The organism is Reyranella sp. (assembly GCF_017305915.1).
Lineage (GTDB): Bacteria > Pseudomonadota > Alphaproteobacteria > Reyranellales > Reyranellaceae > Reyranella.
In genome coordinates, this window is the sequence record NZ_JAFKJN010000010.1 from 171,970 (window position 1) to 190,613 (window position 18,644).

The 18,644-nt window shown below is 67.2% G+C and carries 19 protein-coding genes; 5 read left to right on the plus strand and 14 right to left on the minus strand.

Annotation, left to right across the window (positions count from 1 at the left end):
- The first annotated feature begins 38 nt into the window (after nt 1-38).
- The gene (locus J0J01_RS08610) at nt 39-1,652 is read left to right on the plus strand and encodes a serine hydrolase domain-containing protein (RefSeq protein WP_296379855.1); all 1,614 of its coding nucleotides are present in this window, start codon (nt 39-41) and stop codon (nt 1,650-1,652) included.
- A 26-nt stretch (nt 1,653-1,678) separates the two neighbouring features.
- On the opposite strand, the gene J0J01_RS08615 is transcribed toward J0J01_RS08610, so the two are convergent.
- Genes J0J01_RS08615 through J0J01_RS08655 form a run of 9 tightly spaced genes read right to left on the minus strand, consistent with a single transcriptional unit; the run spans nt 1,679 to nt 8,845 of the window.
- Nucleotides 1,679-2,698, minus strand: a complete 1,020-nt coding sequence (locus tag J0J01_RS08615; protein WP_296379856.1) for an amino acid ABC transporter substrate-binding protein — start codon at nt 2,696-2,698, stop codon at nt 1,679-1,681.
- A 48-nt stretch (nt 2,699-2,746) separates the two neighbouring features.
- A complete protein-coding gene (locus tag J0J01_RS08620; protein WP_296379857.1) occupies nt 2,747-3,127 on the minus strand; it encodes a type II toxin-antitoxin system VapC family toxin in 381 nt (126 codons plus the stop codon).
- A gap of 1 nt (nt 3,128) precedes the next feature.
- On the minus strand, nt 3,129-3,377 hold the full coding sequence (locus tag J0J01_RS08625; RefSeq protein ID WP_296379858.1) for a type II toxin-antitoxin system prevent-host-death family antitoxin: 249 nt from the start codon (nt 3,375-3,377) through the stop codon (nt 3,129-3,131).
- 48 nt (nt 3,378-3,425) lie between these two features.
- The gene (locus J0J01_RS08630; protein WP_296379859.1) at nt 3,426-4,205 is read right to left on the minus strand and encodes a succinate dehydrogenase iron-sulfur subunit; all 780 of its coding nucleotides are present in this window, start codon (nt 4,203-4,205) and stop codon (nt 3,426-3,428) included.
- 10 nt (nt 4,206-4,215) lie between these two features.
- A complete protein-coding gene (sdhA, locus tag J0J01_RS08635; RefSeq protein WP_296379860.1) occupies nt 4,216-6,060 on the minus strand; it encodes a succinate dehydrogenase flavoprotein subunit in 1,845 nt (614 codons plus the stop codon).
- A gap of 2 nt (nt 6,061-6,062) precedes the next feature.
- Nucleotides 6,063-6,443: a succinate dehydrogenase, hydrophobic membrane anchor protein gene (sdhD, locus tag J0J01_RS08640; protein WP_296379861.1), complete on the minus strand. Its 381-nt coding sequence runs from the start codon at nt 6,441-6,443 to the stop codon at nt 6,063-6,065.
- 11 nt (nt 6,444-6,454) lie between these two features.
- Entirely contained in the window at nt 6,455-6,853 is a 399-nt protein-coding gene (gene sdhC / locus J0J01_RS08645) for a succinate dehydrogenase, cytochrome b556 subunit (RefSeq protein ID WP_296379862.1), read from the minus strand.
- 52 nt (nt 6,854-6,905) lie between these two features.
- Nucleotides 6,906-7,970: a MaoC family dehydratase gene (locus J0J01_RS08650; RefSeq protein ID WP_296379863.1), complete on the minus strand. Its 1,065-nt coding sequence runs from the start codon at nt 7,968-7,970 to the stop codon at nt 6,906-6,908.
- Nucleotides 7,970-8,845 carry a CoA ester lyase gene (locus tag J0J01_RS08655; protein WP_296379864.1) on the minus strand — a complete coding sequence of 292 codons (876 nt, stop codon included), beginning with the start codon at nt 8,843-8,845 and terminating at the stop codon, nt 7,970-7,972. The genes J0J01_RS08650 and J0J01_RS08655 overlap by 1 nt, the downstream gene beginning before the upstream one ends.
- A 67-nt stretch (nt 8,846-8,912) precedes the next feature.
- Here J0J01_RS08655 and pdxY point away from each other — a divergent pair, with 67 nt between their 5' ends.
- Nucleotides 8,913-9,764: a pyridoxal kinase PdxY gene (pdxY, locus tag J0J01_RS08660; RefSeq protein WP_296379865.1), complete on the plus strand. Its 852-nt coding sequence runs from the start codon at nt 8,913-8,915 to the stop codon at nt 9,762-9,764.
- 10 nt (nt 9,765-9,774) lie between these two features.
- Complete coding sequence (locus tag J0J01_RS08665; RefSeq protein WP_296379866.1) at nt 9,775-10,464, plus strand: LysE family transporter; 690 nt, start codon at nt 9,775-9,777, stop codon at nt 10,462-10,464.
- Here the strand turns inward: J0J01_RS08665 and J0J01_RS08670 are convergent.
- The 5 genes from J0J01_RS08670 to J0J01_RS08690 form a co-directional block, all read right to left on the minus strand.
- A complete protein-coding gene (locus J0J01_RS08670; RefSeq protein ID WP_296379867.1) occupies nt 10,461-11,051 on the minus strand; it encodes a malonic semialdehyde reductase in 591 nt (196 codons plus the stop codon). The genes J0J01_RS08665 and J0J01_RS08670 overlap by 4 nt on opposite strands.
- A 56-nt stretch (nt 11,052-11,107) precedes the next feature.
- Nucleotides 11,108-12,532: a tetratricopeptide repeat-containing glycosyltransferase family protein gene (locus tag J0J01_RS08675; protein WP_296379868.1), complete on the minus strand. Its 1,425-nt coding sequence runs from the start codon at nt 12,530-12,532 to the stop codon at nt 11,108-11,110.
- A gap of 51 nt (nt 12,533-12,583) precedes the next feature.
- Nucleotides 12,584-13,597, minus strand: coding sequence for an aspartate-semialdehyde dehydrogenase (locus tag J0J01_RS08680; protein ID WP_296379869.1), 1,014 nt, complete (start codon nt 13,595-13,597; stop codon nt 12,584-12,586).
- 214 nt (nt 13,598-13,811) lie between these two features.
- Entirely contained in the window at nt 13,812-14,774 is a 963-nt protein-coding gene (locus J0J01_RS08685) for a tripartite tricarboxylate transporter substrate binding protein (RefSeq protein WP_296379870.1), read from the minus strand.
- Nucleotides 14,774-16,174, minus strand: coding sequence for a sulfatase-like hydrolase/transferase (locus J0J01_RS08690; RefSeq protein WP_296379871.1), 1,401 nt, complete (start codon nt 16,172-16,174; stop codon nt 14,774-14,776). Before J0J01_RS08690 ends, J0J01_RS08685 begins: the two co-directional genes overlap by 1 nt.
- A 50-nt stretch (nt 16,175-16,224) precedes the next feature.
- Here J0J01_RS08690 and J0J01_RS08695 point away from each other — a divergent pair, with 50 nt between their 5' ends.
- Both J0J01_RS08695 and J0J01_RS08700 read left to right on the plus strand, forming a co-directional pair.
- The gene (locus J0J01_RS08695) at nt 16,225-17,436 is read left to right on the plus strand and encodes a CoA transferase (protein WP_296379872.1); all 1,212 of its coding nucleotides are present in this window, start codon (nt 16,225-16,227) and stop codon (nt 17,434-17,436) included.
- Nucleotides 17,433-18,644 (plus strand): CaiB/BaiF CoA-transferase family protein, encoded by a 1,212-nt coding sequence (locus tag J0J01_RS08700; RefSeq protein WP_296379873.1) that lies wholly within the window; start codon nt 17,433-17,435, stop codon nt 18,642-18,644. Before J0J01_RS08695 ends, J0J01_RS08700 begins: the two co-directional genes overlap by 4 nt.

Below are 18,644 nucleotides of genomic sequence, written 5' to 3' on the forward strand. Positions count from 1 at the left end.
CTTTACAAGCGCGAGCCGCATGGCTTCTAGTGCGTCTCATGTCGAAATCGATTGCCACCGTCGCCCTCGAACGCCGCGTCGACGCGCTGTTCGCCCGCTACACCAAGCCCGGCTCGCCGGGCGCCGTCGTCGCCGTGATGCGCGACGGCGAGATCGAGATCTGCAAGGGCTTTGGCCTGGCCAGCATCGAGCTCGGCGTGCCGATCGGACCGCGCACGCGTTTCCGCATCGCCTCGGTCAGCAAGCAGTTCACCGTGACCGCCGCGCTGATGCTGGCGGCCGAGGGCAAACTCAGCCTCGACGATCCGCCGCACAAGTATCTGAAGGAGTTGAAGCCACTGCCGGTCACCATCGACCAGATGATGCGCAACTCGAGCGGCCTGCCCGACTTCCTCGAACTGCTGCGGCTGGGCGGCCACGGGCTCGACAAGCCGGCGAGCGCCGCGGAGCTGCTCGACGCCGCTGCGCGCAACGGCCATCTCAACTTCGCGCCGGGCAGCCGTTTCCTCTACAGCAACACCAACTTCCTGCTGCTCGGCCACATCATCGAGCGGCTGACGAAGAAGACGCTGGGCGAGGTGCTGGAGGAGCGCATCTTCAAGCCGCTCGGCATGACCGACACCATGCTGGCGGCCGACTTCGGCACCGTGATTCCCAATCTCGCCACCGGCTATCTCGGCGACGACAACCAGGGCTTCCGCCGCGCCGCGCACGCCTATCCGCAGGGCGGCGAAGGCGGGCTGACCTCGACGGTCGAGGACCTGCTGACCTGGAGCCGGCACTTCGACGATCCGGTGCTGGGGCCGGTGCCGGGCAAGACGATCCCGACGCAGCTCGCGGCCGTGGCGCCGCTCACCGGCGGGCACGTCAACCGCTACCGCCGTGGCGTCGCCACCGGCGAGCTGCGCGGGCTCGACACGATCGGCCACGGCGGCCTGTGGCCGGGCTTCCGCACCGAGCTGCTGCGGCTGCCCAAGGTCGGGCTGACCGTCGTGGTGATCGCCAACCTCGCCAGCATCAATCCGTGGCGGCTGGCGCACGCCATCGCCGCCCACGCGCTGGAGAGCGACAAGCGGATCAAGCCCGCGCACGCTCCGGTCACCCAGGCCGAGGTCAAGCCTCTCGCCGGCACCTGGTTCAATCCGGAGGAGCCCGGCCTGTTCCAGCTCGCCTGGACCAACGACGAGCCGACGGTGACGCAGAACGGCATGCCGATCGCGCTGGCCCGACGCGACGACGGCTGGTGGGGTGCCGAGGCGGGTTCGCTCGAGTTCGCGCTGAAAAGCGACAAGAACGGGCTGAAGGTCGATCTCGGCGCCGGCCGCACGCCGACGTTCAAGAAGCTCGGCAAGCGCAAGGCCGTGCCCGCCGGCATCGTCGGCACCTATCGCTCGGCCGATTCAGGCGCGACCTGGACGATACGCAAGACCGACGACGGCTATGCCGCCGATGTGAGCGGCCCGCTGATCGCCTCGGGCCCGGCCTGGAAGATCGAGGGCCTCGACGCCGACACCGTCGAGATCATTTCGCCGCCCGCCTGGATCACCGCCACCCAGCTCGCGCATCTCGTGAAGGACAAGGGCGGCAAGATCGCCGCCCTCGAGGTCTCGACCGGCCGCATCAAGAAGATGCGGTTCGAGCGAACGGCCTAGTCTCCTCTCCCCCTATCGGGGAAGAGTTACCGGAACGGGATCGCGTAGAGCAGGCCACCGTTGGTCCACAGCGCGTTCTGGCCGCGCTCGAGCTTGAGCGGGGTCTTGGCGCCGACATTGCGCTCGAAGCTGTCGCCGTAGTTCCCGACCTGCTTGATGACGTTGTACATCCACTTCTCGTCGACGCCGACCGCCTTGCCGTAGCCCGGCGTGGCGCCGAGGAAGCGCTTGATGGCAGGATCGTCGCTCTTCAGCATCTCGTCGACATTGGCCTGGGAGATGCCCATCTCCTCGGCTTCGATCATGCCCATCAGGGTCCACTTCACGAGATCGAACCACTGATCGTCGCCATGGCGCACGATCGGGCCGAGCGGCTCCTTGGAAATGCGCTCGGGCAGGATGGTGTGCTCGCCCTTGCCGGCGAGCTGGCCGGCGCGCACCGCGGCGAGGCCCGAGGCGTCGGTGGTGTAGGAATCGCAGCGGCCGGCGGCGTAGGCCTGCAGCAGCTCGTCGAGCTTCTCGATCAGCACCGGCTTGAAGGTCATCTTGTTCTTGCGGAAATAGTCGGCGAGGTTGAGCTCGGTGGTGGTGCCGGGCTGCACGCAGATGGTGGCGCCGTTCAGCTCCCTGGCGCTCTTCAGCCCCGACTTGGTCGGCACGATGAAGCCCTGGCCGTCGTAGAAATTGACGCCGGCGATGTTGAAGCCGAGCGAGGTGTCGCGCAGCAGCGTCTGGGTCGCGTTGCGGGTGATGACGTCGACCTCGCCCGACTGCAGCGCGGTGAAGCGCTGCTGCGCCGTGGTCGGCGTGAACTTCGCCTTCTCGGCGTCGCCGAACATCGCCGCCGCGATCGCCCTGCAGAGATCGACGTCGAGCCCGGTCCATTTGCCCGCGCTGTCGGCGAAAGAGAAGCCGGCCAGCCCGGTATTCACCGCGCACTGCACGTAGCCCTTGGCCTTGACCGCGTCGAAGGTCTGGCCCGCGGACGCCGGCAGCGCGGCCCCGACGGAAAGCGCCGCAAGAGCGGCCAAAGTCTTGAGTTTCATGAAGCCCCCTGTCTTATGACAGAGCGAGTGTAGCAAAAGCCGCGCCGCTCACGTCACGCCGATCAACGGCACGCCGTACGGCAGAAGCTGACGATCCTGAGTGACGAGGACGAAATGGTCGATGCGCGCTTGAGCGACGAGAAGCCGGTCGAACGGATCGGCATGATGCAGCGGCAACAAGCCTGCCGCGTCGGCATGCTGGGGCGTGATGTCGATGGTTTCGAATCCGTCTGTCGCAATCGCCGAGAGAACGTCGTGCTGAAACGCAAGCTTTCCGGTCTTGCGCTTGATGGCGATCTCCCAGACGCTGGCGGCGCTCACGACGATCCGATTGCCGGGATCGCTGATCGCATTGGCAGCTACGGCCGCGAGCCTGGGATCCTGAGCGTTCCACCAAATGAACGCGTGCGTATCGAGAAGCAGGTCCACTTCAGGGATCGTATCCGAATAGCTTGAGCAACTCGGGTGGCAGAGGCGCGTCGAAATCGTCCGCCATGTACGTCAGGCCCAGCGAATTCGAGGGCTTTCGGGCTTGCATCTTTTTCGCAGCCGGCACGGGCACGAGCTTGGCGCGCGGCTTGCCGTGCTTGGCAATGACGATCTCCTCGCCCGAGGCAGCACGCTCCACCAGCGACGAGAGCTGGTCTTTGGCTTCGGAAAGGTTGAAAACCTTGGTCATGAAAATCTGGCCAACTTGGCCAGATTTTACGACCCTGCGCCCCAACGGTCAAATCGTCCGCTCGACCAGCATCTTCTTGATCTCGGCGATCGCCTTCGCCGGGTTCAGGCTCTTCGGGCAGGTCTTGGTGCAGTTCATGATGGTGTGGCAGCGATAGAGCCGGAACGGGTCCTCGAGATTGTCGAGGCGCTCGCCCTTGGCCTCGTCGCGGCTGTCGGCCAGCCAGCGATAGGCCTGCAGCAGGATCGCCGGGCCGAGATAGCGCTCGCCCTGCCACCAGTAGCTGGGGCACGAGGTCGAGCAGCAGAAGCAGAGGATGCACTCCCACAGGCCGTCGAGCTTGGCGCGCTCTTCCGGCGACTGGATGCGCTCGCGGGTCGGCGGCTGGGTGGTCGACTTCAGCCACGGCTCGATCGAGGCGAGCTGCGCGTACGGCACGGTCAGGTCGGGCACCAGGTCCTTGACCACCGGCATGTGCGGCAGCGGGTAGACCTTGATGTCGCCCTTAACGTCCGAGATGTATTTGGTGCAGGCCAGCGTGTTGGTGCCGTCGATGTTCATCGCGCACGAGCCGCACACGCCCTCGCGGCAGGAACGGCGGAAGGTCAGCGAGCTGTCGGTCTCGTTCTTGATCTTGATCAGCGCGTCCAGGATCATCGGGCCGCAGGTGTCGAGGTCGACCTCGTAGGTGTCGATCCGCGGGTTCTTCCCGTCTTCCGGCGTCCAGCGGTAGACCTTGAAGTTCTTGATGTTCTTGGCGCCGGTCGGCGCCTTGTAGGTCTCGCCGACGCCGACCTTGGAGTTGGCGGGGAGGGTGAACTCGGCCATCGATCGTTCCTTAGTACACGCGAGCCTTGGGCGGGAACGACTGCACGTCGTTGCTCATCGGCTGGAGGTTGACCGGCCGGTAGTCGATGCGGGTCTTGCCCGTCGCCTCGTCGACCCACACCGCGGTGTGCTTCAGCCAGTTCTTGTCGTCGCGCTCCGGGAAGTCCTCGTGCGCGTGCGCGCCGCGGCTCTCGTGGCGGTTGGCGGCCGAGTAGATCGTGCCCATCGCCTGCATGATCAGGTTCTCGAACTCCAGGGTCTCCATCAGGTCGGAGTTCCAGATCATCGAGCGGTCCTTGACCCGGATGTCGGACTTGCCGGCATAGACCTTGTCCATGTTGGCGCAGCCTTCGGCCAGGCTCTTGGTGGTGCGGAACACCGCGCAATCGTTCTGCATGGTCTTCTGCATCAGGGCGCGCAGCTCGGCGGTCGGCGTGCCGCCGTTGGCGTTGCGCGCCTTGTCGAGGCGGGCGATCGCCTCCTCGCCGGCGTTGCGCATGTCCTTATGCGTCTCGCCGGGCTTCATCTGCTGCTCGACCCGGTTGGCGGCGGAGCGGCCGAACACCACCAGCTCGAGCAGCGAGTTGGAGCCCAGGCGATTGGCGCCGTGCACGCCGATCGAGGCGGCCTCGCCCAGCGCCATCAGGCCCGGCACGGCGTGATACGGATCGCCGTCCTTCACCGTCATGACCTCGCAGTGATAGTTCGCCGGGATGCCGCCCATGTTGTAGTGGCAGGTCGGCAGGATCGGGATCGGCTGGCGCGTGACGTCGACGCCGGCGAAGATGCGCGCGGTCTCGGCGATGCCCGGCAGGCGCTCGTGGATGACCTTCGGGTCGAGATGCTCGACGTGCAGCTCGATGTAGTCCTTGTTCGGGCCGCAGCCACGGCCTTCTCGGATCTCGATGGTCATCGAGCGGCTGACGACGTCGCGCGAGGCGAGGTCCTTGGCCGACGGCGCATAGCGCTCCATGAAGCGCTCGCCGCTGGCGTTGGTGACGTAGCCGCCCTCGCCGCGCACGCCCTCGGTGATCAGGCAGCCCGCGCCGTAGATGCCGGTCGGATGGAACTGGATGAATTCGAGGTCCTGCAATGGCAGCCCGGCACGCAGCGCCATGGCGCCGCCGTCGCCGGTGCACGTGTGGGCGGAGGTCGCGGTCTGGTAGACGCGGCCGTAGCCGCCGGTCGCCAGCACCGTGCGATGGGCGCGGAAGCGATGGATGGTGCCGTCGTCGAGGTTCCAGGCCATCACGCCGCGGCACACGCCCTCGTCCATGATCAGGTCGAGCGCAAAGTACTCGATGAAGAACTCGGCGTGGTTCCGGAGCGACTGCTGGTAGAGCGTATGCAGGATGGCATGGCCGGTGCGGTCGGCGGCGGCGCAGGTGCGCTGGGCGATGCCCTTGCCGTACTCGGTGGTCATGCCGCCGAACGGGCGCTGGTAGATCTTGCCCTCGGGCGTGCGGCTGAACGGCACGCCGAAATGCTCGAGCTCGATGATCGCCGGGATGCCGTCGCGGCACATGTATTCGATCGAGTCCTGGTCGCCCAGCCAGTCGGAACCCTTGACCGTGTCGTACATGTGCCAGCGCCAGTCGTCGGGGCCCATGTTGCCGAGCGCCGCCGAGATGCCGCCCTGCGCCGCCACGGTGTGGCTGCGGGTCGGGAACACCTTGGTGATGCAGGCGGTCTTGTAGCCCTTGTGCGCCATGCCGAAGGTCGCACGCAGGCCCGACCCGCCGGCGCCGACCACCACCACGTCGTACTCGTGATCGATGATGGTGTAGGCGCGGCCACCGATGGTGTAGGTGCCGGGCGCCGACCCGTTGCTCTTGCCGTTGCCGCCGTCGGGCATGTCTAGCCTCCGAGACCGATACGCAGGACCGCCACGATGGCGCCGAGGCCAAAGAGCGCTGCGAGAAACTTGGTGAGCACGATCAGCACGACCCTGAGCGCGCCCTCGGTGTAGTCCTCCCACACCACCTGCAAGCCGAGCTGGCCGTGATGCAGGCCGACGCCGACCGTGAGGATCAGCAGCACCATCACCAGCGGCGAGCCGATCCAGGCGCGCACGACCGGATAGTCGGCGCCGCTCAGCATCACCAGCGAGATGGCGAACCACACGACGAGCGGGATCAGCGCGATGGCCGTCAGCCGCTGGATCCACCAGTGATGTAGGCCGTCTTTGGCCGAACCCAAGCCTCGGGCGCGGGCGAGAGGCGTCCTGCGATCGGTCATGTCGGCCTCCTTCAGATCAGCCGGAGGCCGACGATCCAGGACAGGACCGTGGCGATCAGGGAGACCGCAACGACGATCCAGCCGCTGCGATAGGCGTCCTTGAGCGCAAAGCCGTAGCCGGCGTCCCAGAACAGGTGCCGGATGCCGTTGCACAGATGGAAGAAAGCGCTGAACAGCCAGCCGCCCAGCACGAAGCGGCCGAGGATCGAGGTGTTGAAGCCCTGGAAGCTGGCATAGGCCTGCGGGCTTGCCGCCGCGCACATCACCCAGACCGCGAGGTAAAGGGCCCCGACCGCCAGCGCGATGCCGGTCGCACGATGCAGGATCGACAGCATCGAGGTGAGTTGCGGCTTGTAGATCTGGAGATGCGGAGAAAGCGGCCGATGGACCGGCCGGTTGGCGACGCTCATTTGCGTTAAGTCCTCTATCTGCAAAGCGTTTTTACGCCCCTGCCCCTCCAAGTCAACGACGCGGCATCAGCAGCCAGTAGTCGAGGTCGAGCACGACCGCGGGATGGTATTTGCCGTCCGCGCCCTTGCCCGGAAAGTCGCTGCACGGATGATCTTTCGCGGCAATGGTTCTCACGCGCAGGGCGCCGATATCGGACCGCCCGGGCAAGGAAGCCTTCTCCAGGATTTCCGACCAGGCGTAGATCGTGTCGCCGCCGAAGGTCGGGCCGACATGGCTGCCGCCGTTGATGGCCGCCACGCGGAATCCGTTGGCCAGGCCGTTGAACGACAGCGCCCGCGCCAGCGAAATCACATGCCCGCCATACGCCAGCCGTCGGCCGAACCGCGTGCTCTTGCCGGCATGGGCGTCGAAATGGACGCGCGCGGTGTTCTGGTAGAGCCGCGTCGAGAACATGTGGTCGGAGTCCTCGAGGGTGATGCCGCTCACATGGTCGATCTTCTCGCCCGCTTCGTAGTCTTCCCAGCGATGCGGCGAGCCCGCAGCCTCGTCGTCGTAGCTCAGCATCGACATGGACGGCACGATCAGGTCGGCCGGCGCGACCGATGGCGCGGGCTTCGGCACCACCGGCGCGCCGACCTCCGCCGCGTGATCGCGTTTGTGCACCATCACCCAGCGAACGTAGTCGAGCACCATCTCGGCGCGCTGGTTGACGCCGGTCGAGCGCACCCAGACCACGCCGCTCTGCTTGTTGGAATTCTCGCGCAGGCCCAGCACTTTCGACGACACCGACAGCGTGTCGCCGGGAAACACCGGCACGCCCCAGCGGAACTCGGCGTAGCCGAGATTGGCGACGGCATTGACCGAGATGTCCGACACCGTCTTGCCGATCACGACGTGGAACACCGCCATGTCGTCGAGCGGCGCCCGCGGCAGGCCGAGCGCCTGCGCGAACACATCCGACGAGTTGATGGCGAAGCGCGAGCCGTACAGACCGATGTTCAGCGCCGCATCGGCTTCGGTGAGCGTGCGTGGTGTGGCGTGGCGGAACGCCTGGCCGACCGTGAAGTCCTCGAAGAAGTTGCCGGTCTCGGTCTTGGACTTGCGTTCTTTGCTCATCAGGCGGCCTGCAGTTCCTTGATGGCGGCGGCGAGCGCCAGCGCGCGCTCGGCCTGCTCGACGTGAAGGTTCTCGATCATGCGGCCGTCGACCGTGACCACGCCCTTGCCCTCGGCCTGCGCCGCCTTGAACGCCGTCACGATCTTCCCGGCCGTCTCGAGCTCCGAAGAAGAGGGCGCGAAGATCTCGTTACAGGGCTCGATCTGGCCGGGATGGATCAGGGTCTTGCCGTCGAAGCCCATCTCGAGGCCTTGCTGGCACACCGCCCTGAACCCCTCGGTGTCCTGGAGGTCGTTGTAGACGCCGTCGAGGATGGTGAGGCCGTGCGCCCGCGCCGCCAGCATGCCGATGCCGAGCGCGGTGATCAGCGGCAGGCGCATCGGCGTATGGCGCGCGCGCATGTCCTTCACCAGGTCGTTGGTGCCCATGACGAACAGCTTGAGCCGCTTGTGCGCGGCGGCGATCTCCTCGGCGCGCAGGACGCCCATCGGCGTCTCCATCATCGCCCAGATCGCCATCGACTTGGGCGCGCCGGCCTGCTCGAGCAGCGCCACGATCGCCGCCACGTCGCCCGCGCTCTCGACCTTCGGCACCAGGATCGCATCGGCGCCGGAGCTGGCGATCGCCGCGACATCGGCCTTGCCCCACTGGGTGGTGAGCCCGTTGCAGCGGATCGCGATCTCGCGCTTGCCGTAGCTCTTGCTCTTGGCCGCTGCCACGACATTGGCGCGCGCCGCCTCCTTGGCGTCGGGCGCCACCGCATCCTCGAGATCGAAGATCAGGGCGTCGGCCGGCAGGGTGCGCGCCTTCTCGAGCGCGCGCGTGTTGGCCCCCGGCATATAGAGCACGCTGCGGCGCGGGCGGACGTCAGGCATGGCGGAACTCCCAAAAAACGCGGCGGACTATAATGACGGGCCCCCTTGTGGCAAGGTGGCCGCGGCCATGCGCTTTCTCTCGCTTCAGAGCCATGTCGCCTACGGCTACGTCGGCAATCGGGCAGCAACCTTCCCCCTGCAACGATTGGGCCACGAGGTCTGGGCGGTAAACACGGTCGAATTCTCCAACCACACCGGCTACGGCGCCTGGAAGGGGCGTACCGCGTCGGCCGAACAAGTTGCCGACATCGTGCAGGGCATCGAGTCCCTGGGCATGCTGGCCAAATGCGACGTCCTGCTGACCGGCTATGTCGGCGACGCCGCCCTGGGCGACGTCGTGCTCGACACCGTCCGCAAGGTCCGTGCGGCAAACCCCCGGGCAGTCTGGTGCTGCGATCCGGTGCTGGGCGACATCGACACCGGGATTTACGTGAAGCCCGGCATCGATGCCTTCTTCAAGGATCGCGCCCTGCCGCTCGCCGACCTGATCACGCCCAACCATTTCGAGCTCGAGCACCTGACCGGCCGCAAGATCGCGACCCTCGACGAGGCGGTTGCGGCGGCGCGCGACTTGCTGAAGGGGCCGCGGCTGGCGCTGGTGACCAGCTTCCTGCGCGGCGGCGCCGAGAGCGAACAGATCGAGATGCTGGCGGTGACGCCGGATGCAGCCTGGCGCATCGTCACGCCGTTGATTGCTTTCGAGATCATGCCCAACGGCACGGGAGACGCGGTGGCCGCCCTGTTCACGGCGCATTGGCTGGAAAGCGGCGACATCGGGTCGGCGCTGGGCAAGGCCGCGTCCTCGATCTGGGCCGTGCTGGAGGCGACGCGGGCGATGGGCGAGCGCGAACTGCAGCTCGTCGCCGCGCAGGACCGGCTGGTCTCGCCGCCGCGGCGCTTCACCGCCGAGAGGCTGTGACCTCGTGCACGTGCCGGGCTTCGCCTTCAATCCGATCGTGCTCGCGATCGAGGGCGCCGTGATCGGCTTCCTGATCGCCGTGCCGGTCGGGCCGGCGGCGGCGCTGTGCATCCGCCGCTCGATCACGTTTGGCGCGGTCGCGGGCTATCTCACCGGCCTGGGCGCCGCGCTGGGCGATGCGGTGTTCGGCGCGGTCGCCGCCTTCGGCCTCAGCTTCGTGCAGGAATTCGTCGAGCTGCACGAGGCCTGGCTGCGCGGCATCGGCGGCCTGATCCTGATCGGCATGGGCTGGTCGACCATGCGCCATCGCCTGCCGACCATCGGCGACCCGGTGGCCGAGGACCGCGAGCACTTCATCGCGACCCATTTCCACTTCGCCACGTCGAGCTTCTTCATCACGGTGTTCAACCCGCTGACCGTGATGGCCTTCGGCGCCGCGTTCGCCGGCCGCAACCTGGCGGGCGTCGGCGCCAGCCTGCCGGACGCCGCGATCCTGGTCGCCGGCGTGTTCGCCGGCGCCGTCGCCTGGTGGGCGATCGTCTGCACCGCCTCGGTGGCGCTGCGCCAGCACTTCACCGGCAAGGGCATCCTGTGGCTGAATCGGATCACCGGCGCCGTCATCCTGGCGTTCGGCGTGGTGGCGCTGATCTCGCTGCTGCCGCTGCCGTGGCGGCACTGGGCGAAGGCGCTGAACCTCTAGGCGAAGCTGCAGACGTCCTCGAAGCCGAGCCGCGGGTTCTGGTTGAACAGCTTCGAATGGTCGCCGTAGCCGATGTTGCACAGGAAGTTCGACTTGAAGCGGCCGTCCGGGAAGAAGGCCTGGTCGACGACAGCGTTGTTGAAGCCGCTCATGGCGCCGGCATCGAGGCCGACCGCGCGCACGGCGATGATGAAATAGGCGCCCTGCAGGGTGCCGTTGCGGAAGGCGGTGCGCAGCGCCACCTCCTCCTTGCCCTCGCCGATGTAGTTGTCCTTCGCCGCCAGATTGTGCGGGAAGGTCCGCGGCAGGTGCTCGTAGAACTGCGAATCGTAGGCAATGATCGCCGTCACCGGCGCCGCCATCGTCTTGTCCAGGTTACCGGGGCTGAGCGCCGGCTTCAGCTTCTCCTTGCCCTCCCCGGTGCGGACGAAAACGATCCGGCAAGGCTGCGAGTTCTGCGACGTCGGCCCGTATTTCATGATCTCGTGGATCTGCCGGAGCTGCTCCTCGTTGACCGGCTTGTCCTGGAAGACGTTGTGGGTGCGCGCGCCGCGCAGGATCGTGTCGAGCGATTTGGCGTCGATCATCGGTGTTTCCCCAAAATGTTGGGGCCACCGTATCCAAGCCTCTGCACGCGGTCGAGTTACGGCCGCGAAGTCTCGCCCTTCACCGCCTCGAGTGCGGTGCGCATCGAGGCGAACACCGAATCCCAGTCGCCCGCCCTGGTCTGGCGGAAGAAGCGCGTCGCCGGATACCAGGGCGCGCGCGTGCCGCCCAGCGACCAGCGCCAGTCGGCGGCCAGCGGCAGCAGCACCCAGGTCGGCAGGCCCATGGCGCCGCCGAGATGGGCGATCGGCGCATCGATCGAGATCAGCAGGTCGAGCTGCGACAGCGCCGTCGCCGCCTCGGCGAAATCGAAGATGCCGCGGCCGACATCGTGCAGCAGGCCGCCAGCCCCGAACTGCTGGATGTCGCGCTGATGGCTGCCGCCCTGCAGGCTGAAGATCAGCAGCTCGGGATCGCCGGCCAGCGCCAGGAACTGCTGGAACGGCGCCGAGCGCTGGCGGTCCTGCGGCTGGCCGGGCATCGCCGCCCAGTAGATGCCGATGCTGAGCTTCGCCTTGTCGAGGCGGCCCAGCCGGATGCGGCTCTCCTGCGGCGGCTTGAGGTACGGCGCCGCCTGGGCCGCGAAGTCGACGCGGCAGAGATGCGGCAGCGACACCAGCGAGGCATGGACGTCGAACGGCGGCAGCTTCTCGCCCTCGGCGACCGCCTGGTCGATGTAGCCGCTGCCGGCCAGCAGGTCCCTGAGCAGCGCCTGGCAGAGCACGATCACCGTCGCGCCGCGGCGCTTCAACTCGCGGGCGAAGCGCACGAACAGTAGCACGTCGCCCAGGCCCTGCTCGGGATAGAGCAGGATGCGCCGGCCCGCGATCTCGCCGCCGTCCCAGGCCGGCTGGCTGAACTCGACCTTGGGCGTCTCGGGCAGGCGCTTGCGTGCCTCGTAGGCGGCGAAGCCAACCTCGAGCTCGCCGCGCATCATCAGCGCGATCGCCAGCTCGGTGCGGGCGCGGCGGTTCTCGGGATTGAGCGCCAGCGCGCGGCCGAGACAGCCGACCGCCTCGTCGAGGCGGCCGAGATCGCGCAGGCAGAGCGCCAAGTTGAAGAAGCCCTCGCCGTAGTCGCGGTTGAGCGCGATCGACTGGAAGTGATGCTTCACCGCCTCGTCGAGCCGGCCGGCGGCGCGCAGCGCATTGCCGAGATTGGAATGCAGCGCCGGATTGTTGGCGTCGGACGCGAGCGACAGGCGGTGATGCGAGACCGAGGCCTCGAGCTTGCCGATCAGCCGCAGCGCCACGCCGAGATTGTTGTGCAGCTCGGCGTGATAGGGCCGGATCGCCAGCAGCCGCAGATAGGACGAGATCGCCTCGTCCAGCCGGCCGGCGCGATGGGCCTGCGCCGCCAGCCGCAACTGCTGCACGAAGCTGTCGGCCTCGCTGGCAAAGAGCGGAATGGGGTCCGACCGGGATTCCCGGCGCAGAGGACGGATCGACGGCCTGTCGTTCACAGGCTCGGAGACTACATCAAAAATTTCCACTAAGCATCTGAAAACAAATACTTAGATGTATCCTTTGATCAGCTCCTCGGCGATCTGCACGGCGTTGAGGGCTGCACCCTTTCTGAGATTGTCGCTGACCACCCATAGGGCGAGGCCATTGTCGACCGTCGGATCGACCCGGATACGGCTCACGAACACGCCGTCCTGGCCGGTGATCTCCTTGGGCGTGGCGTAGCCGCCGGGCTCCCGGCGATCGACCACCAGCACGCCCGGCGCGGCGGCCAGGAGCTGGTGCGCCTCGCGCTCGTCGAGCGGCTCCTCGAGCTCGAGATTGATCGACTCGGCATGGCCGATGAAGGTCGGCACCCGCACGCAGGTGGCGTGGACCTTGATCTTGGGGTCGAGGATCTTCTTGGTCTCGACCACCATCTTCCATTCCTCCTTGGTCGAGCCGTCGTCCATGAAGACGTCGATGTGGGGAATGACGTTGAAGGCGATGTTCTTGGTGAACTTCTTGGGCTCGAGGTCCTGGTTGACGAAGAAGCTCTTGGTCTGGTTGAGCAGCTCGTCCATCGCCTCCTTGCCGGCGCCCGAGGTCGACTGATAGGTCGACACGACCACGCGCTTGATCTTCGCCGCGTCGTGGATCGGCTTCAGCGCCACCACCATCTGGATGGTCGAGCAGTTGGGATTGGCGATGATGCCGCGGCCCTTGTAGCCCTTGATCGCTGCGGCATTCACCTCCGGCACGACCAGCGGCACGTCCGGGTCCATGCGCCAGTACGAGGTGTTGTCGATCACGATGGCGCCGGCCTTGGCGGCGCGCGGGCTGTGCTCGGCCGAGACCTTCGCGCCCGGCGAGCTCAGCACGATGTCGATGCCCTTGAAGTCGAACTTGGCGAGGTCGTGGACCTTCAGCACCTTGTCCTCGCCGAACGAGGTCTGGCGGCCGACCGAGCGCGACGAGGCGAGCGCCACGACGTCATCGACCGGAAAATTCCGCTCGGCCAGGATCTGCAGCATTTCGCGACCTACATTGCCGGTCGCGCCGACGACGGCGACTCTGTATCCCATGGCCGGGGGAGATAGGCGCCCGGCCGCGGTTTTGCAAACGCCCTCTTGTTCCTCCCCATTCATGTGGGGAGGTGGCAGCGTCTTACGCTGACGGAGGGGTCATGGGCTGCAGACTGGGGTTTTTGACCCCTCCGTCGCGGATAGGGCACTTTCGCGCGAAGCGCGAAATTGCCGACGCGCCACCTCCCCATATGAATGGGGAGGATTAGGAGCGCTACCCCGCCGTCGCCCCCGAGGCCTTGATGATCGGCAGCCAGAAATCGCTGTCCTGGCGGAGGAACTTCAGCGCCTCCCCGGGCGAGCGCGACGGCCAGGCGATGATCCCCTGCTCATCGAACTTCTTGCGCATCTCGGGCAGGTTGGTGATGCGGTTGAGCTCGCCGTTGAGCCGGGTCACCAGCGGCTGGGGCAGGCCCGCCGGGGCGCCGAAGCCTAGCCAGGTGTCTACCACGAAGTCCTTGAAGCCCGATTCGATCATGGTCGGCAGCTCGGGGAACTGGCCGATCCGCTTCTCGCTGGTCACCGCCAGCGCCTTGAGCTTGCCGGCGCGGATCAGGCCGACGACGGTGGGCGTGTTGAACATGCCCATCTGCACCTCGCCGTTGACCACCGCCTGGATGCCGGCGGGGGTCGCGCGATAGGGCACGTGGGTCATCTTCACGCCCGAACGCATCTCGAGCAGCACGCCCGACATGTGATGGCTGGTGCCGATGCCGCCCGAGGAGAAGGTGTACTCGCCCTTCCTGGCGCGCGCCTGCTCGACCACATCGGCCACAGTCTTGGCCGGGTTCGACGGATGCACGATCAGGACGTTGGCGACCGAGAAGTTGATCGACAGGACGATCAGGTCCCTGAACGGATCGTAGCCGGGCGTCTTGTAGAGACCGAGATTGTAGACCAGCAGGCCCTGGGCGATGACGCCGAGCGTGTAGCCGTCCGGTGCGGCGCGCGCGAGCTCGGCCATGGCGATGGTGCCGCCGGCGCCGGTCTTGTTGTCGACCACGAGCGACTGGCCGAGGGTCTTGCCGAGCTCCTCGCCGTACAGGCGGCCGCCGATGTCGCCGGTCGCGCCGGGGGCATAGGGCACGATCAGGCGGATCGGACGCGTCGGCCACTGTTGCGCCCGGGCAACGAACGGCACGGCAAGAGAAGTGGCGAGAAGCGTGCGTCTTTTCATCAGAGCCCCACCGATCTGGAAACGAGCTGCGCCAGTTGCCTGCGCAGCCGTTCCAGCAGCGGTGCGGCGCCGCGCTTGCCGACGATGTTCTTCATCTCGAATGGATCGGCCTCGAGGTCGTAGAGCTCGTCGCAGGCGACGCCGTCGAGCGACTTCTGCGTCCAGTGGATGTACTTGTGCGTCCTGGTGCGGATCGCCTTGTAGCTCATGCCGATCAGCCACGGCATGGCGTTCTCGCTGAAGTACTCGCACATGAAAGAGGTTCGCCAGCCGCGCTTGTTGCCCTTCTTCGCCAGCGGCTTCAGCGACGCGCCCTGGATGTGCGTCATGTCCTTCGCTTTCGCCCCGGCGAGATCGAGCACGGTCGGCGCGATGTCGAGCGCCAGCACGAGATCGTCGTTGACGGTGCCCGGCTTGAACCATGCCGGGTAGCGGATCAGGAACGGCGACTTGATGCCTTCCTCGTAGGCGAAGCGGCGCTCGGGCCCCAGCCCGTGCTCGCCGAAGAAGTAGCCGTTGTCGCCGAGGAACAGGATGAAGGTGTTGTCGAGCTCGCCGGTCTCCTCGAGCACCCTGAAGACGTCGGCCATGCCCTCGTCGACCGAAGCCATCATGGCGGCGCGCAGCCGGATCTCCTCGTCGGTGCCGGCCTTCATGCCGTCGAGCAGCTTGCGCGAGACTTCGTTGACCCGCAGCTCATGGGCTTCCCGCCAGGCCGGCTTCTGCTTGACCACCTCGGCCGCCGGCTGCGCGTTCGGCCGGCGCGGGAAATGCTCGCCCCTGTAGAGATCGGCATGGCGCGGCGCCGGCAGATAGCCGCCGTTCCTGAAGTCGATCGTGCCGTCGGCCGCCTGGTAGGCGTCGGGATGCACCGCCTTGTGGGCAAAGAACAGGGCGAATGGCCTGTCGCGCTTCTTCTTCAGGAAGTCGACCGCGTGGGCGTTCAGGAGATCGGTGATGTAGCCCTTGTGCCGGCTCTCCTCGCCGTCGATGTTGAGCACCGGATCGAGGATCGAGCCGTGGCCGGGGAAGCTGACCCAGCGGTCGTAGCCCGGCCGCGGCCCGCCCGAATTGCCCATGTGCCATTTGCCGACATGCGCTGTCTCATAGCCCAGCTTCTGCAGGACGACGTGGTAGTTCGGCAGGCGGTGGCTGTGCGCATCGCGCGCCACGTTGTCGATGATGCCGTGGCGGCTCGCATACTGGCCGGTCAGGATCGAGGCCCGGTTGGGCGAGCACAGCGGCGTGGTGTGGAACGCCGCCGTGAACATCGCGCCTTCTTGGCCGATGCGGTCGATATTCGGCGTCTTCATGTAGGGATGGCCGCAGATTCCCAGCTCGTCGAACCGGAGATCGTCGATCAGCACGATCAGGAAATTCGGTTTGCGGCTCCGCGACATGTCCCCTCCCATTTTCGCGCGCTAGTATCGACGAGAAAGGGAACCCTTGCATGCCGGAATCTGCGCTGCCTCTCGCGGGGTTGAAGGTCCTCGATATCAGCTCGTTCATCGCCGCCCCTGCCGCGGCGGTGGTGCTGGGCGACTGGGGTGCCGACGTGATCAAGATCGAGGGGCCCGACGGCGATCCCAACCGCCGGATCATGACCGACTCGGCCAACTACCCGAAGGCCACGGTGAACTATCCGTGGGAGATGGACTCGCGCAACAAGCGCTCGATCGTGCTCGACCTCAAGAAGCCCGAGGCGCGCGCCGCGCTCGACCATCTGCTGAAATGGGCCGACGTCATGATCGTGAACTTCCCGCCTCTGGTGCGCGAGAAGCTCAAGCTCTCCTATGAGGACATCAAGCCGGTCAATCCGAAGCTGATCTACGCCTCGCTCACCGGCTACGGCGAGACCGGCCCCGACCGCGACCGGCCGGGCTTCGATGCGACCGCCTATTTCGCGCGCTCCGGCCTGCTCGACGCGCAGCGCTACGAAGGCGGTCCGCCGGGCGTGCCGGGTCCCGCGCAGGGCGACCGCGCGACGGCGATGGCGCTGGTCTCCTCGATCCTGATGGCGCTGATGCATCGCATGAAGACCGGCGAAGGCTCGTGGGTCGGCACGTCGCTTCTGGGCAACGGCCTGTGGTCGTGCGGCGTGATCGCCCAGGCCGCGCTCGCCAACGCCTACCTGCCCCATCGGCCGCCGCCGGACCGGCCGCGCTCGGCGCTGGGCAACATCTACCGAACGTCCGACGACCGCTGGCTGCAGCTCACCATCGTCAGCGAGGACAAGATGTGGCCGCCGCTGGCCGCCGCGATCGGCCAGCCCGAGCTGGTGAAGGATCCGCGCTTCGCCGAGATCACCGAGCGCCGCAAGAACTCGGCCGATCTGGCTGCGATCATGAGCCAGGCCTTCGCCAGCAACACCTATGCCTATTGGCTCAAGGCGCTGTCGGCGGGCGGCGTCACCTTCGGCGTGATCAGCCGGCCGCAGGACGTGCCGCACGACGAGCAGGCAGTGGCCTGCGGCGCCGTCGTCGACACCGCGATCCCCGAGCTGCCGCGCACGCTCAGCAATCCGATTCGCCTGGGCTTCGCCGAGCAGCGCACGGCGCATCCGGCGCCGAAGCTCGGCCAGCACAGCGAGGAGATCCTGCGCGAGGTCGGGCTCGACCCGCGCGAGATCGCGGCGCTGAAGTCGACCGGTGCGGTGAAATGAGCGATCCGCTGCCGCTTGCCGGGCTGCTGGTCCTCGACGTCAGCACCTTCATCGCCGCGCCCGCCGCGGCGGTGGCGCTGGCCGACTACGGCGCCGACGTGATCAAGATCGAGCCGCCCGGCGAAGGCGACCCGCACCGCCATAACTACAAGCGCGCCGCCACCTATCCCCGCAGCGACAGCAACTTCCCGCTGCAGCTCGACGGCCGCCTGAAACGCTCGCTGGCGCTCGACCTCAAGAAGCCGGAGGCGCGGCCGGTGCTCGAGAAGCTGGTGCGCCGCGCCGACATCATGATCGTCAACTTCCCGCCGCCGGCGCGCGAGCGCCTTCGCCTGCGCTGGGAGGACATGGAGCCGCTGAACCCGCGCCTGGTCTATTGCTCGCTCACCGGCTACGGCGAGACCGGGCCCGACCGCGACCGCCCGGGCTTCGATATCACGGCGTATTTCGGCCGCTCGGGCATCCTCGATTCGGCGCGCTACGAGGGCGGGCCGCCGGGCATCTCGCTGCCGGCGCAGGGCGATCGCGCGACGGCGATGACACTGGTCGCCGCCATCCTGCTGGGGCTGCGCCATCGCGACCAGACCGGCAAGGGAAGCTGGGTCGGCACGTCGCTCTATGCCAACGGCGCGTGGGCCAACGGCACGACGCTGGCAGGCGCCGCGATCGGCGGCACGCTGGTGACGCGCGAGCCGCCGGACAAGCCGAAGAACGCCTTGGCCAACCTCTACCGCACCCGGGACGATCGCTGGCTGCAGCTCCTGGTCGTGCGCGACGATCGCATGTGGTCGACCTTCTGCGACGCGATCGGACGCACCGACCTGACCGACGATCCGCGCTTCACCGACCGCGAGGAGCGCAAGCGCCGCGCCCGCGAGCTGCATGCCGAGATCGTGCCGGTGTTCGCGTCGAAGACCTACGCCGAGTGGGAAGCGCTGCTGTCGAAGACCGGCATCCCGTTCGGCGTGATCGGCCGCGCCGTCGACGTGGTCGACGACGAGCAGGCCCGGCACGCCGGCATCTTCGCCGAGACCGCCAATCCCGAAGTGCCGCGCACGGTCAACAATCCGATCCGCCTCGGCTTCGCCAAGCCGCGCACGTCCGGCGTCCCGGCCGCCGTCGGCCAGCACAACGAAGAGGTGCTGCGCGAGCTGGCCTACAGCGATGCCGAGATCGAGGCCCTCAAGAAAGCCGGCGCGCTGGGTTAG